Below are 13,274 nucleotides of genomic sequence, written 5' to 3'. Positions count from 1 at the left end.
TGTGGTGGTCAGGCTGCGAGTGCGGTCTCGTATTCGGCAGGGCTGAGGTAGCCGAGGCTGCTGTGTAGTCGGTGCAAGTTGTACCAGCCTTCGATGAAATCGAAGATCGCGGTGCGGGCGGTGGCCCGGCTGGGCCAGGCGGAGGTGCCGAGCAGTTCGCGTTCGATGGTCGAGAAGAACGACTCGGCGAGCGCGTTGTCCCAGCACTGACCGGTGCGGCCGGCCGAAAGCCGGACGCCGAACTCAACTGCCAGGGAGGCGAATCGCTGACTGGTGCACTGGCAGCCGCAGTCCGAATGGAAGATCACGGGGTGGGTGGGGCGACGCTGCCGACAGGCGGCTGTCAGGGCCTCGGGCACCAGCTCGGTCCGCAGGTGATCGGCGGTGCCCAGCCGACCACGCGCCGGGAGGCGATGTCGATGACCGTGGCCGGATAGAGTCGGCCCTCCTCGGTCGGGACGTACGTGATGTCGCCGCACCAGCGGGCATCGAGCCCGGTGCGGTCGGGTGGGAAGTCCCGGACGACGAGGTCGGGACGGAAGGCGGCCCGGGGATCGGCGACCATGGTCACATGACGTCGTCTGCGGTGTCGGCCCTGCAGTCCGGCAGCCCGCATCAGTCGTGCGACACGGCGGCGGCCGCACCCGGCGCCCTCGCGCTTGAGCACGGCATGCACGCGTGGAGCCCCGTAGGTTCCGCGTGATTTCGCATGCACCTCGGTGATCTGCTCAGTCAGCCCGCACTGCACGAGGACCGGGCAGGCCAGAGCGATGGGCAGAGAAGGCGGTCCGGGAGACCTGCATCAGCTCACACGCCCGTTTGACGCTGTGACCTGCGCACTTCTCCGCCTCGATGAACGGGTGCACCGTCACCGGGTCTCCTTCGCGAAGAAAGCTGTGGCCCGCTTGAGGACGTCGACGTCCTCAAGCAACCTGCGGTTCTCCCGCCGCAACGCGGCCCGTTCCTCGCGCTCACTGCTGGTCAGCCCGCTGCGTTCGCCCGCGTCGACCTCGGCCTGCTTCACCCAGTCCCGCACCGCGGTCTCGGTCAGTTCGAAGTCTCCGGCGACCTGCCCGACCGAACGGTCACCTCGCCGGTACAGACCGACGATCTCGGCCTTGAAATCCGGCGTGAACGAACGACGAGGGCGACGAGGCTTCTTCTTCCCCATGCTCTCCATGATGGACATCATCCTTCCGGGGCTGAACCCCAGATCTCAAATGTCCGTCAAACCGGATCAAGCCCAGCTCACGGTCGCCACGCAGCTCGTACAGCGTGGATGGAAGGTCGAGGAGTCCGCGCCCAAGACGGATAGCGGCGAGCGTGTGGTGGCCCTCGACTCCGAGACTGTGAGGGTGCTCACAAAGCACCGTAAGCGGCAGCTCGAGGAGCGCCTCACGTGGGGTGAGGCGTACGTCGAGACCGGTCGCGTGTTCACGCAGGAGAACGGCGAGTGGCTCCACCCGGCATGGGTGACCGACCAGTTCCGGCGGCTGGCTGCCGAGGCAGGACTGCCGCCGATCCGGCTGCACGACCTGCGCCACGGCGCGGCGACCCTAGCCCTCGCGGTCGGCGCCGAGATGAAAGTCGTCCAGGAGGTGCTCGGCCACTCCTCGATCACCATCACCTCGGACACGTACACGAGCGTCCTGCCCGAGGTCGCCCGGAAGGCCGCCGAGGCAGCCGTGAAGCTGGTTCCGCGTCAGGCCGCCCGTACCGCCGGGCTCACCTCGGGCTCACATCGGGTCTCCGACGCCCCCGAACACATCAAAGTGCCCCACCCGAAGAAGCCGAATGGGGCACTTAAGCGCAGGTCAAGCGGTACATCCACTGACCGGCACGCGGTAGGCCGCGTGGGACTCGAACCCACAACCAACAGATTAAAAGTCTGCTGCTCTGACCAATTGAGCTAGCGGCCCGCGCGCCCCAGCATAACCGCACGATCCCGCTGCTCCCACGGCGTTGTTCCCGAGCCCGGAACCGGACCAGGACCACGCCCGGATCAGAGCCCGGAACCGCGCCCGGATCAGAGCCGGGAACCACGCCCGGATCCGGGCCCGCGACCACGCCCGGATCAGCACACCGACCGGTAGCCCTCCCAGCCCCGCACCGGCCGGGTCCGCCGCCGCCGTGCCGCCCAGCACCGGCACCAGCCCCGCGGCCGCGCCCAGGGCGACGGCTGCCGCCACCGCCGATCTGCTCCTCGTACGACGATCCATCCGCCCGGCCCCTCCCCCGGCAGCCCAGGAGGAGGCCGAACGGCCAGGGCCCCCGGCCGCGTCGCGCCTGTGTTCCCCACACAAGTCGCCGGATGCCAACAGCAGTTCCGGATGTGACGGAAGTGAAAAGAGAGACGGGCCCGGTCGTCAAGAACGGGCCCGTCTCTCTTACGGGTTCAGGCCGACTCAGCCGTTGCGCTTCCAGCGCGGCTTGTCGTCGCGGCGGCCGAAGGAACCGGTGCCGGTGCCGGTGCCGGAACCACCGCGGTGGTCGTCACGACGGCCGTACGGGCGGTCGCCGCCGCCGAAGGAACGGCCGCCCGAGGGGCGCTCGTCACGACGGTCGCGGTTGAACGGGCGGTCGCTGCCACCGGCGCGGAAGCCGCCGGCGGCAGGACGGTCGCCGCGGTCGTCGCGACGGAAGCCGCCGGACGGACGGTCGTTGTCCCGGCGGAAGCCGCCACCGGCCGGACGCTCGTCCCGGCGGTCGTTGCCGCGGTAGCCGGTGGCCGCCGGGCGGTCGCTGCCGCTGCGCTCGCCGCCGCGGAAACCACCGGACGCACGGTCGTCACGACGCTCGAAGGAACGGCCGCCACGGTCGTCACGACGGTCGTTGCCGCGGAAGCCGCCGCCGGTGGGACGGTCGCCGCGGTCGTCGCGGCGGAAACCGCCGGACGGACGGTCGTTGTCCCGGCGGAAGCCGCCACCGGCCGGACGCTCGTCACGGCGGAAGCCGCCGCGGTCGCCGCCCCGGTCGTCACGGCGGTCGCCGCCACGGAACCCGCCGCGGTCGCCGCCGCGGTCGTTGTTGCCCCGGTAGCCGCCGCGGTCGTTGTCACGGCGCTCGAAGTTGCCGCGGTCGTCGCGGCGCTGACGCTGCTCCTCCGCCGCCTTCGCGGCGGCGGCGGCCTCGGCCTGGGCCTCTTCCAGGGCCTCGGCCTCGGCGGCGGCAGCGGCCTCGGCCACCGCGGTCTCCGGGTCCTCGCCCCGCTCACGGGCGGCACGGGCGACCAGTCGGTCGGCCTCCTCGCGCAGCTCGGTCGCCCGGCGCTGGACGCGCTCCAGCTCCTTGGCGAGCTCCTTGGCCTCGCGCTCGGCCTGCTTGGCCGAGTTGGTCGCGGAGTCGGCCTGGACCTCGGTCAGCGAGCGGGCGCCGGTGATCTCGGCGACCTCCGGGTCGAACGCGCCCGAGCCGCCGACGATGTGGCGCGAGGCGTCGACGCCCGCGTCCTCCATCAGCCGGAAGATCTGGCGGCGCTGGTGCGGCAGCGACAGCGAGACGACGACGCCGGACTTGCCCGCGCGGGCCGTACGGCCGGAGCGGTGCAGGTAGTCCTTGTGGTCACCGGCCGGGTCCACGTTCAGAACCAGGTCGATGCCGTCGACGTGGATGCCGCGCGCGGCGACGTCGGTGGCGACGAGCGCGTTGACGTAACCCTTCTTGAAGTCCTCAAGAACGCGCGTACGAGCACCCTGGGTCATGCCGCCGTGCAGGGCGTCGGCCTTGACGCCCGAGTCCTGGAGCTGCTCGGCGATGCGGTCCGCGCCGAGCTGGGTGCGGACGAAGATGATCGTGCGGCCCTTGCGGGCGGCGATCGCGGCCGTGACCGGCGCCTTGTCCTTCGGCTTCACGACGAGGACGTGGTGGGTCATGGTCGAGACGTTGCCCTGCGCGCTGTCGACCTCGTGCGTGACGGGGTTGGACAGGTAGCGCTTGACCAGCGTGCCGATCTCGTTCTCCATGGTGGCGGAGAAGAGCATCCGCTGGCCGCCGCCGGGGATCTGGTCGAGCAGCTCGGTGACCTCGGGCAGGAAGCCCAGGTCCGACATCTGGTCGGCCTCGTCGAGAACGGCGATCTGCACGTTCTCCAGCGAGCAGGCGCCGCGGTTGATGATGTCGCGCAGTCGGCCCGGGGTGGCGACGAGGACGTCGACGCCGCGCTCCAGGGCGTAGATCTGGTTGCCCATGGACGTACCGCCGCAGACGACCTTCATCTTCAGGCCGAGCACGTCGCCGTACGGCTGGAGGGCGTCCGCGACCTGCATCGCGAGCTCACGCGTCGGGGTCAGGATGATCGCGCGGGGCTTCTTCTTCTCGGTGGTGCCGCCGGCCAGCGAGGCCAGGGTCGGCAGGCCGAAGGAGAGGGTCTTGCCGGAACCGGTGCGGCCGCGGCCCAGGATGTCCTTGCCGGCCAGGGCGTCCGGGATGGTCGCGGCCTGGATCGGGAAGGGCGCGGTGACGCCGTTCTGGGCGAGCTTGCGGACGATGCCCTCGGGCAGGCCCAGGTCGGCGAAGGTGACGCCGGGCTCGGCGTCGGCGTCGGCCTCGGCGTCGATGTCGGCCTCGGCGGCGGGGGCCTCGTCGGCGACCGGCTCGGAAGCGGTCTCGACGACGGCCTCGGAGGCGGTCTCGGCCTCGGCGGTCTCGGTGGCGGCCGCCACGACCTCGGTGGTGTCCACGACGGGGGCTTCCGTCACGGGGACCTCCGTGACGGGGGCCTCCGTGGCGGGGGAGACCGACTCGACAGCCTCGGTGACGGCGTCAACGCGCTCGTCAACGGGCATGGCGGTGCGGTCAGAACTGGAAACAGACATGCGGATGCGAAACCTCTCGGAGTCTCGGCACGCGCCCAAACTCCGTGAATCGCAAGTGAAACCGCCTCGATGCGGTCAGTCACGGCAAGGGAGAGTACGCGCCACACGGCGCTCTTCTGTGTCGGCGCCGGGCAATGGGATCAAACGATCTATAACCATACGCACCCTCCCCCACACCTGGCAAATCGGCTCCGCTACACCGCCACGACCTGCGGTTTCACCCCCGGCCCCGAGCGCACCTGCCGGAACTTCACCGGTGCCGGGGAGTCCACCGCGCGGTTCTGCGCGGCGGGCGTCTCGGAGGGCGGCGTGGGCTGCGGCTCGGGCTCGCTCGGCGTCGGGGTCGGCTCGGGCGGCCCGGTGGGCGTGGGCTGGGGCCGCGGCGGCTCCTCGGTGTGCCGGGAAGGGGTCGGCTTCGCCTTCCCCGGGGGCGGCGTGGCGCGGCCGTCTCCGGCCCCCGGGGACGGCGTGGCGCCCGGCGAGGCCCCGCCCGCGCCGGGGCGGGTGGCCTCGGGGCCCGGCGAGGCGCTGGGGTTCGGGGAGGCGCCGCCCCGGGGGTCCGCGCCCTTGCCGTCCTCGCCGCCTTCGCCGCGCGGGACGGGGCCGCCGTCCCGGCGCCCCTGGCCCTCGCCGTCCACCGCGGCGCCGCCGTCGTCCGGCCCGGCCTGCTCCTGCTGGGCGGCGGGGCGCACGGGAAGCGGTTTCCCCTGGTCGTCGCTGACGCTCATGCAGCCGGCGGAGGCGGCCACCGCGAGCACCGCGGCGGCGAGTCGGACAGGGGCGGGCAACTGGCGCACGGGCGCACCTCCGGGACGACGGCGCACGGGGGTGCCGGCGCACGGGTCTGCGACACTTCCCTGCGACACTCCCGGAGCCGTAACGGCGAGTTGGGGTCTGCCCCTCTCAACTCCCGGGGCCCCGCCGGGGACACGCGCGGGCACGTGACCACCACCGCGCCGTCACACCCGTACCACCGCACGTCCGCGGCATCAGCCGCCCAGGGCCCGCCCGAGCACCGCTCCCGCCGTCACCGCGCCCAGCGCGACCAGCACGGACACCGCCACGTTCGCCGCCGCGAACAGCCGCCGGCCGGTCTCGGCCAGCCGCAGCGTCTCCCAGCTGAACGTCGAGTACGTCGTGAGGGCCCCGCACAGCCCGGTCCCGACCAGCAGGTGCACGGCCCCGGACGCCGCCCCGACCGCGACCGCCCCCGTCACCAGGCCGAGCAGCAGGCTCCCGGCGGCGTTCACCACGAGCGTCCCGGCGGGGAAGCCGGCGCCGTACCGCGCGCGCACCGCACGGTCCGTCAGATACCGCAGGGGCGCGCCGACCGCGCCGCCCACGAGGACGAGCACCCAGTTCACGCCGTACGTCCGCGCCGCACCCGGCGGGTCAGGGCGGCGGCCGCCGCCACCGCGCCGAGCGCCCCGGCGAGCGTCCCGAGCGCGTAGGCGGCGGCCGTGAGCAGCTCGCCGTGCTCCAGCAGCCCGCCCAGGTCCATGGCGTACGTCGAAAACGAGGTGAAGCCCCCGAGGACGCCCACCCCGAGGAACGGCCGCACCAGCGGCGGCAGGCCGCCCTCCTCCGCCCGCGCCATGAGGACGCCGATCAGCCCGGAGCCGAGCACGTTGATCCCGAACACGGCCCACGGGAAGCCCGCGGCGGGCACGGGCCAGACCAGCAGCACCGCGTAGCGCGCACCCGCGCCGAGGGCGCCGCCGAGGGAGACGGCGGCGAGGACGGCACGGGCGGAGGGCTCGCTCACCCGTAGCCCAGGGCGTGCAGCCGCTCGTCGTCGATGCCGAAGTGGTGGGCGATCTCATGGACCACGGTGATCTCCGTCTCGGCCACCACGTCCTCGCGGTCCTCGCACATGCGCAGCGTGGGGCCCCGGTAGATGGTGATCCGGTCGGGGAGCACGCCCGCGTACCACTCGCCGCGGTCGGTGAGCGGGGTCCCCTCGTAGAGGCCGAGCAGGTCGGGGTCGTCGGGGGCGGGTTCGTCCTCGACGAAGACCGCGACGTTGTCCATCAACCGCGTCAGTTCGGGCGGTATCCGGTCCAGGGCCTCGGCGACCAGTTCTTCGAACTCCTCACGCGTCATCTCCAGCACACCCCCCATTCTGCGGCCTCCCCCTCCCCCCGCATCCCCCTGCGCCCCCACTCCCTTGGGCGACGCACCCCCGCCCCCGCTCCCTTGGGCGCCGCAGCCGCCCTGCCCCCGCCCCCTTGGGCGACGGGGCCGCCCCAAGGGGGCGGGACGGGCGGGCAAGGGGGCGGCCCCTCCCGCTCCCGGCCCACCCGGGTGCCGCCCCCTGCGCAAGCGCCTGCGCCGGACGCACGACCCCGCCCAGGCCGAGAGCCCAGCCCCGGCACCGGACGCTCAGCCCCGCCCGGCTCGGGCAGGAGAGGCCCCGGACCCGCCCCTTTCCCTAAAGCGCTTGCCGCGCGGCTGCCTCCGGTTCACTGCGGGAGCGTCGTGGCCGGTCGCGCAGTTCCCCGCGCCCCTGGGAGGGGCGCATCGCCGCGCCCCGGGGCGGCATAGCCCCGTGCGGGGGCGGGCATACGCCTCCAATGGCCCGCGCCGACCTCGCACCCCTCCCGCACCCCTGGGCCCGCCCCCTCGGCCTGCTCCTCGTCGTGCTGCTGGGCGCCTGGCTCGGCCTGCTCGCCGCGGGGGACGTACGCACCCCCGTCGGCCCCGTCGACACCACCATGACCCTGCGTCCCTCCCTCACCGGCGGCACCAAGATCAATGTCTCGCCCCTGGGCGCCCTGGAGCTGGACTCCCACACCGCCCCCGTCCGCCTCGACGTCGACATCGACCAGCTCGACCCGGAGCGCTCCGCCGCCCTGGTCAACCACCCCGAACGGATCTCCGGCCTCCAGGAGGAGATCACCAGGGACGTCGAGTCCGGCACCCTGGCCCTCGCCCTGCGTTCCGGCTGCGCCGTCCTCGCCGGCGCCACCGCCCTCGGCCTCGCCGTCTACCGCAGCCCCCGCCGCGCCCTGGCGGCCGGCGGACTCGCGCTGGCGCTCCTCACCGCGTCCGGCGGGGCCGCGTACGCCACCTGGAACCCGAAGTCCGTGCTGGAGCCGAAGTTCTCGGGACTGCTCTCCTCCGCGCCCTCGGTCGTCGGTGACGCCCGCAGCATCGTCACTGAGTTCGACGTGTACCAGCAGGAGCTGGCCCGCTTGGTCACCAACGTCACCAAGCTGTACGACGCCGCCTCCACCCTCCCCGCCTACCAGCCGTCCCCCTCCACGTACCGCGTCCTGCACGTCTCGGACATCCACCTCAACCCGGCGTCCTGGCGCATCATCGGCTCGCTCGTCGAGCAGTACGACATCGACGCGATCATCGACTCGGGCGACACCATGGACCACGGCAGCAGTGCCGAGAACGTCTTCCTGGACCCGATCCCCGACCTCGGCGCGCCGTACATCTGGGTGCGCGGCAACCACGACTCGGCGGCCACCCAGGCGTACCTGTCACGCCTCAAGAACGTGCACGTCCTCGACAACGGCAGTGCCGTCACCGTCGCCGGCGGCCTGCGCGTGGCGGGCACGGGCGATCCCCAGTTCACCCCGGACCGCTCCGTCGCCGCCCAGGGCGACCCCGCCGAGCGCCTCGCGGGCGCCCGGCTCGCCGCCTCCCTGCGCGGCCAGAAGGCCGCCGGCACCCCGGCCGACATCGCCGTCGCCCACAACCCGGTCGCCGCGGCGCAGACCGACGGCGAGGTCCCGCTGGCCCTGGCCGGCCACACCCACTCCCGCAAGACCGAGATCCTGCCCCGGGGCACCCGCCTGATGGTCGAGGGCTCCACGGGCGGCGGCGGCCTGCGCGCCGTGGAGGGCGAGGGCGAGCCCGAGAAGATCCGTGCCTCCCTGCTCTACCTGGACCGCGACACGCGCCGCCTCCAGGCCTGGGACGAGATCACCCTGGGCGGCCTGGGCCTGACGACCGCCGAGGTCAGCCGCCACCTCCCGGAAACCAACCGCCCCGGGGCGACCCCCGCCCCGACCCCCTCCGCCCCCTCCCGCTAAACCGTTTTGGCGATACCCCCCGGCATCCCATATGCTTCTGACGTCCCCGACGCGCTGCGAAGCGCAAAGGCGGGCCAATTAGCCCTCATCGTCTAGTGGCCCAGGACGCCGCCCTTTCAAGGCGGTAGCACGGGTTCGAATCCCGTTGGGGGCACGCCACACCTGTGCGAGACTCGTGCTCGCACATTGCTTGGTCCTGTGGAGCAGTTTGGAGTGCTCGCCACCCTGTCAAGGTGGAGGCCGCGGGTTCAAATCCCGTCAGGACCGCTTGCGATTTCGGTCGCAGTGGCTGGGTAGCTCAGTTGGTACGAGCGATCGCCTGAAAAGCGATAGGTCGCCGGTTCGATCCCGGCCCCAGCCACCCTTCGAAAGGCCCCGTCCTCAGGACGGGGCCTTTCGGCGTTCCCCCGGCCCGCAGGGCGCTGCCGGGTCCCCCGGCCGAAAAATGATCACTCTCCTGTCAGTGGCCGTTGTTAACCTCCAGCGGTCCGTCAACTGTGACGGACGCCATCAGGGGAGGGGCAGCATGACCGGAAGAACGAGACGAAGAGCGACGACGGCGGTGGCCGTCGCACTGCTCATGACGGGGGCCCTGCCGGGCACCGCGTCGGCGGCGGACGAGAACCGGCCGCCGCCCAGGCCCGCCGCCGCGGATCTGCGGACCAACGGCCTGGCGTGCGCGCCGAATGCGGCACCGCCGTACATCCGCAGCCGTCCCGTCGTCAGCGCGGTCCTGCGTGATCCGGACAGCACCGCCCGGTTGAGCGGCCAGTTCGAAGCCTGGTGGAAGGACTCCGCCGGCAAGGAGCAGCGGCGCAGCTTCGAGACGGACGTCCTGCCCGGCCAGAGCCACGAGTTCCAGTGGCAGTTGCCGGACGACGTACCGCCCCACACCCCGGTCGCGTGGCGGGTGCGCACCTCGGACGGCGCGCTGTGGTCCCCGTGGAGCGCCACCAGCACGGGTGCCGCCTGCCGGTTCGTGTACGACAACGACGTCCCCGAGCCGCCCGTGATCACCTCCTCCGACTTCCCCCAGGACGACGCCTGGCACGACGGCGTGGGCATCCGCACCAGCTTCCGGGCCGCGTCGCCGGCCGAGGACGTCGTCTCCTACGCGTACCGCTTCAGCACCGGCGCCCACGGCAGCCTGCCCGCGCGCGGTCCCGGCCTTCCGGTCGTCATACCGCACCTGGCGGAGCGGAGCGGGGTGGACACCGTCTCCGTCCAGGCCGTGGACCGTGCGGGCAACCACAGTCCGTCCGCCCAGTACGTCTTCCGGGTCAGGTCCGCCAGGGAACCCGTCGCTCGCTGGACACTGGGCGACCCCGTCGGCTCCCCCGTCGCCACGGCCACGGCCGGGCCCTCCGCGCGGGCCGGCAGCGGAGTGGCCTTCGGCGCGGCCGGGCCGTCCGGCACCCGACTGACGACGGCGGCCGTGCTCGACGGCTCGGCCAACGGCTTCCTGACGCCCGGCGCCACGGTGGTCAAGCCCGGCACCGGCTTCGCCGTCAGCGCCTGGGTGCGGCCGGACCGGCTCGACCGGGGCATGACCGCGGTGAGCCAGGACTCCGGTACCGCCGCGCTGTTCTCCCTGGGGCTGCGTACCGCGGGCGATTCCGCCGGGTGGGCGTTCACGGTCGGCGGCACCCGGGTCGTCGGCGGCTCCCCCGCCGCCGGCAAGTGGACCCATCTCACCGGTGTGCACGACCCGGTGGCGAAGACCGCTCGGCTGTTCGTCGACGGGCGGGAGGCGGGTGTCGCTCAGCAGGTGAAGCCCTTCACGACCGCCGGTGACCTGCAACTGGGGCGGGAAAGGGGGCTGCTGGGCCATCAGGCGGCATGGCGGGGCGGGCTCGGCGACGTACAGCTGCACGACAGGTTGGCCTTCGCGCCGGAGATCGCCGAGAACGCCCGGCGCAAGCCGGTCTCCACGGGCAACTGGAACATGGCGGCGGCACTTCCGGACGGAACGACTCCGGACCTGGCCGGCGGGCAGCCGCTCGCCCTGCACGGCGGCGCGAAGATCGACCAGGCCGATCCCCTCAACTTCGACGGAGGCGGCTACCTCGTCCTGGACGGCACGGACGGTCACGCGTCGACCGTCCGCCCGGCGGTGGACACGAGCGACAGCTTCACCGTCGCCGCACGCGTCCGCCTGGCCGGTGCGGCGGACGGCGGCCCGATGACCGTCCTCGCGCAGGGCGGCACCCATACGGACGCCTTCAAGGTCCGGTACGTGCCCGAGTCCTCCCAGTGGCAGCTCGTGCTGACCGAGGCGGACCGGCCGGGAGCCCGGGAGTGGGTGGCGGTCCAGCGGGACCAGCGGGATTCCGTGAACCATGTGGCCGTGGTCCACGACCGCGCGGCAGGCACCTTCCAGCTCTACCTGAACGGCTCCACGGCGGACGGAGCGACGGTCTCCGTCCCGTCCTCCTGGCAGAGCGGCACAGGTCTCCACGTGGGCCGGGCCCACGCGGGCGACGGCTGGGGCGAGTACCTGAAGGGGGACGTGGACGACGTCCGGGCATTCTCCGGAGCGCTCTCCCCGTCCGACGTCAGCATGCTGAGCTTCGGCTTCGGGGAGCCCTGCTTCTGCGGCTGACCCCCGGCCGCGCAGCCCCCGCCGCGTCCGCCCGCCGCGTTGTCCGGGCGGGCGACGCGGCGGGGGTGCGGTCAGCGGGAGGGCTGTTCCTCGGGGCGGGTGGCCGAGGCGCTGTCGTTCCTGCGGTTGCGTACGGCACGCACCCCCAGGCCCACCCCCACCGCCCCCACCACGCCCGCCAGCAGCGCCCAGTCCGGGACCGCGGCGCCCAGGCGGGAGGCCCACTGCTCGACGGCGAAGGAGTCGTCGACGTCGAGCAGGCCGGGCAGGGCCGTGGCGCCGTCGAAGGCGAGGAAGAGGACGCCCAGGGCGACGAAGAACAGCCCGGAGAGGAGGGAGGTGGTGTGCAGTTCGAAGCGGCCCAGGGCGAGGGTCCGGCCGCGCAGCCACCTCCGCCGCCCCAGCTCGAAGCGCTCCCAGAGCAGGGCGAGGACGAAGAGGGGCACGGCCATGCCCAGGGCGTAGACCGCGAGCAGCAGCCCGCCGTAGACCGGGCTGCCGCCGACGGCCGCGACCGTCAGGACGCTGCCGAGGATCGGCCCGGCGCAGAAGCCCGCGAGGCCGTAGACCGCGCCCAGGGCGTACACGGACAGGGCCGTGGTCGGGCGGATGCGGCCGGACAGCTCCGCCATCCTCTTCGACGCGAACCCCATGCCCAGGATCTGCGCGACCCCGAGCGCGATGATCAGCCACCCGGCGGCGGTGATCAGCAGCCCCCGGTTGCCGTAGAAGAACCGCCCGGCGAAGGAGCCCGCCGCGCCCAGCGGGACCAGGGTGGTGGCCAGCCCCAGGTAGAAGAGGCCGGTGCGGGCCAGCAGCCGGGACGTCGAGTCGATCGAGTACGCGAAGAACGCGGGCAGCAGCAGGGCGCTGCACGGACTGACCAGGGCGAGGAGACCGCCGAGGAAGGCGGCGAAGTAACCGATGTCGGGAGTCACCGCGAGCCCTCCGCGCCCTTCTCGGCCGCGCCCTCCTCCGCGGTCCCCTTCCCGCCCGCCGGCTTCTTGGCGGCGGCCTTCTTGGCCGACTCGACGGCCTGCACGAAGACCTGGTCGGGCTGCGCGCCGGAGATCGGGCGGCCGTTGATCAGGAAGGACGGGGTGGCGGTGGCCCGCAGCGCGTACGCCTCCTCCTTGTCCTTCCGTACGGACGTCTTCGCCGCCTCGCTCCCGGTGTCGGCGGCGAACCTGTCGAGGTCCTGCACCCCGGCCTGCCGCGCGAGCGCCTTGAGCTGCTCCTCGCCGAAGCCCTTCTGCTTGGCGTCCTTGGCGTAGGCGGCGGCGTGGAACTGCCAGAAGCGGCCCTGCTGCCCGGCGGCCCAGGCGGCACGGGCGGCGGCGTCGGACTCGTCGCTGAGGATCGGGTAGTTGCGCCACTCGATGCGCAGGGTGCCGTCCTCGACGTACTTCTTCACCAGTTCCGGCTCGGTGTCGCGGGCGAACTTGCCGCAGAAGCCGCACTTGAAGTCGGCGTACTCGACCATGACGACGGGCGCGTCGGCCTTCCCCTGGGCGAGGGGGTCGCCCTCGATGCGGCGGGCCAGCTTCTCCAGCTCGGGGAAGACACCGGTCTCGGGAGCCGCCTCGGCCCCGTCGCCCGGGGAGGCGGTGACCTCCAGGACCGAACCGGGCGTGTCGCGGTCGTCGGGCTTGGTCGCGGAGTAGGAGGCGAGGCCGAGGAGCACCGCGGCGGCGACGACACCGGAGCCGATGAGGACGCCGCGGGTCCTGCCGCTGCTCTTCCTGCCGCCGTTGTTCTTGGTGCTGCTGTTCTTGCTGCCGCTGGTCTTGTTCATGGACATGGCTGTGCTGT

Annotated in this window: 12 protein-coding genes, 4 tRNA genes and 2 pseudogenes; 6 read left to right on the top strand and 12 right to left on the bottom strand. The window is 73.0% G+C overall.

The window, feature by feature from the left end:
* Positions 1–8: 8 nt before the first annotated feature.
* The 4 genes and pseudogenes from ACIP93_RS04495 to ACIP93_RS04480 form a co-directional block, all read right to left on the bottom strand.
* Positions 9–359 (bottom strand): transposase, encoded by a 351-nt coding sequence (locus ACIP93_RS04495; RefSeq protein WP_401755527.1) that lies wholly within the window; start codon positions 357–359, stop codon positions 9–11.
* Entirely contained in the window at positions 344–565 is a 222-nt protein-coding gene (locus ACIP93_RS04490; protein ID WP_401755679.1) for a DDE-type integrase/transposase/recombinase, read from the bottom strand. Before ACIP93_RS04490 ends, ACIP93_RS04495 begins: the two co-directional genes overlap by 16 nt.
* Positions 566–586: 21 nt before the next feature.
* Positions 587–748 (bottom strand): annotated as a pseudogene (locus ACIP93_RS04485) (IS3 family transposase); the annotation flags it as partial.
* Between the two features lie 120 nt (positions 749–868).
* Entirely contained in the window at positions 869–1,180 is a 312-nt protein-coding gene (locus ACIP93_RS04480) for a transposase (protein WP_401755524.1), read from the bottom strand.
* Between ACIP93_RS04480 and ACIP93_RS04475 the strand changes: the two are divergent.
* A pseudogene (locus tag ACIP93_RS04475) lies at positions 1,170–1,589 on the top strand (hypothetical protein); the annotation flags it as partial. The gene ACIP93_RS04480 and the pseudogene ACIP93_RS04475 sit on opposite strands and share 11 nt — an antisense overlap.
* Positions 1,590–1,845: 256 nt before the next feature.
* Here ACIP93_RS04475 and ACIP93_RS04470 read toward each other — a convergent pair.
* From ACIP93_RS04470 to ACIP93_RS04445, 6 genes are all read right to left on the bottom strand, one after another.
* Positions 1,846–1,919 (bottom strand) — tRNA-Lys (locus tag ACIP93_RS04470).
* Positions 1,920–2,405: 486 nt separating this feature from the next.
* Positions 2,406–4,814 (bottom strand): DEAD/DEAH box helicase, encoded by a 2,409-nt coding sequence (locus ACIP93_RS04465; protein WP_401755521.1) that lies wholly within the window; start codon positions 4,812–4,814, stop codon positions 2,406–2,408.
* A 194-nt stretch (positions 4,815–5,008) separates the two neighbouring features.
* On the bottom strand, positions 5,009–5,611 hold the full coding sequence (locus ACIP93_RS04460; protein ID WP_401755518.1) for a hypothetical protein: 603 nt from the start codon (positions 5,609–5,611) through the stop codon (positions 5,009–5,011).
* A gap of 192 nt (positions 5,612–5,803) precedes the next feature.
* Positions 5,804–6,178, bottom strand: coding sequence for a fluoride efflux transporter CrcB (gene crcB, locus ACIP93_RS04455; RefSeq protein ID WP_401755516.1), 375 nt, complete (start codon positions 6,176–6,178; stop codon positions 5,804–5,806).
* A complete protein-coding gene (locus tag ACIP93_RS04450) occupies positions 6,175–6,579 on the bottom strand; it encodes a CrcB family protein (RefSeq protein ID WP_401755513.1) in 405 nt (134 codons plus the stop codon). The genes crcB and ACIP93_RS04450 overlap by 4 nt, the downstream gene beginning before the upstream one ends.
* Positions 6,576–6,926: a metallopeptidase family protein gene (locus tag ACIP93_RS04445; RefSeq protein WP_345220564.1), complete on the bottom strand. Its 351-nt coding sequence runs from the start codon at positions 6,924–6,926 to the stop codon at positions 6,576–6,578. The genes ACIP93_RS04450 and ACIP93_RS04445 overlap by 4 nt, the downstream gene beginning before the upstream one ends.
* Positions 6,927–7,387: 461 nt before the next feature.
* On the opposite strand from ACIP93_RS04445, the gene ACIP93_RS04440 reads away from it, so the two are divergent.
* From ACIP93_RS04440 to ACIP93_RS04420, 5 genes are all read left to right on the top strand, one after another.
* Entirely contained in the window at positions 7,388–8,860 is a 1,473-nt protein-coding gene (locus ACIP93_RS04440) for a metallophosphoesterase (protein ID WP_401755509.1), read from the top strand.
* An 81-nt stretch (positions 8,861–8,941) separates the two neighbouring features.
* Positions 8,942–9,014 (top strand) — tRNA-Glu (locus ACIP93_RS04435).
* A gap of 38 nt (positions 9,015–9,052) precedes the next feature.
* Positions 9,053–9,127, top strand: a tRNA-Asp gene (locus ACIP93_RS04430).
* Between the two features lie 20 nt (positions 9,128–9,147).
* Positions 9,148–9,221: transfer RNA gene (locus ACIP93_RS04425), tRNA-Phe, on the top strand.
* Between the two features lie 165 nt (positions 9,222–9,386).
* Positions 9,387–11,462 (top strand): LamG domain-containing protein, encoded by a 2,076-nt coding sequence (locus ACIP93_RS04420; protein ID WP_401755506.1) that lies wholly within the window; start codon positions 9,387–9,389, stop codon positions 11,460–11,462.
* Positions 11,463–11,533: 71 nt separating this feature from the next.
* Here the strand turns inward: ACIP93_RS04420 and ACIP93_RS04415 are convergent, their stop codons facing one another.
* Positions 11,534–12,400 (bottom strand): cytochrome c biogenesis CcdA family protein, encoded by an 867-nt coding sequence (locus tag ACIP93_RS04415; protein ID WP_401755503.1) that lies wholly within the window; start codon positions 12,398–12,400, stop codon positions 11,534–11,536.
* Positions 12,397–13,257, bottom strand: coding sequence for a DsbA family protein (locus ACIP93_RS04410; protein ID WP_401755500.1), 861 nt, complete (start codon positions 13,255–13,257; stop codon positions 12,397–12,399). The genes ACIP93_RS04415 and ACIP93_RS04410 overlap by 4 nt, the downstream gene beginning before the upstream one ends.
* Positions 13,258–13,274 lie beyond the last annotated feature (17 nt).

This window comes from Streptomyces sp. NPDC088745, from assembly GCF_044751045.1.
Lineage (GTDB): Bacteria > Actinomycetota > Actinomycetes > Streptomycetales > Streptomycetaceae > Streptomyces > Streptomyces cremeus.
The sequence above is the reverse complement of the archived record's forward strand: the minus strand, read 5'-3'. Positions and strand labels throughout refer to the sequence as shown.

Coding starts and splice junctions, on each gene's coding strand:
- ACIP93_RS04490 (WP_401755679.1), bottom strand. CDS start 565: ATGGTCGCCGATCCCCGGGCCGCCTTCCGTCCCGACCTCGTCGTCCGG.
- ACIP93_RS04480 (WP_401755524.1), bottom strand. CDS start 1,180: ATGGAGAGCATGGGGAAGAAGAAGCCTCGTCGCCCTCGTCGTTCGTTC.
- ACIP93_RS04465 (WP_401755521.1), bottom strand. CDS start 4,814: ATGTCTGTTTCCAGTTCTGACCGCACCGCCATGCCCGTTGACGAGCGC.
- ACIP93_RS04440 (WP_401755509.1), top strand. CDS start 7,388: ATGGCCCGCGCCGACCTCGCACCCCTCCCGCACCCCTGGGCCCGCCCC.
- ACIP93_RS04420 (WP_401755506.1), top strand. CDS start 9,387: ATGACCGGAAGAACGAGACGAAGAGCGACGACGGCGGTGGCCGTCGCA.
- ACIP93_RS04410 (WP_401755500.1), bottom strand. CDS start 13,257: ATGAACAAGACCAGCGGCAGCAAGAACAGCAGCACCAAGAACAACGGC.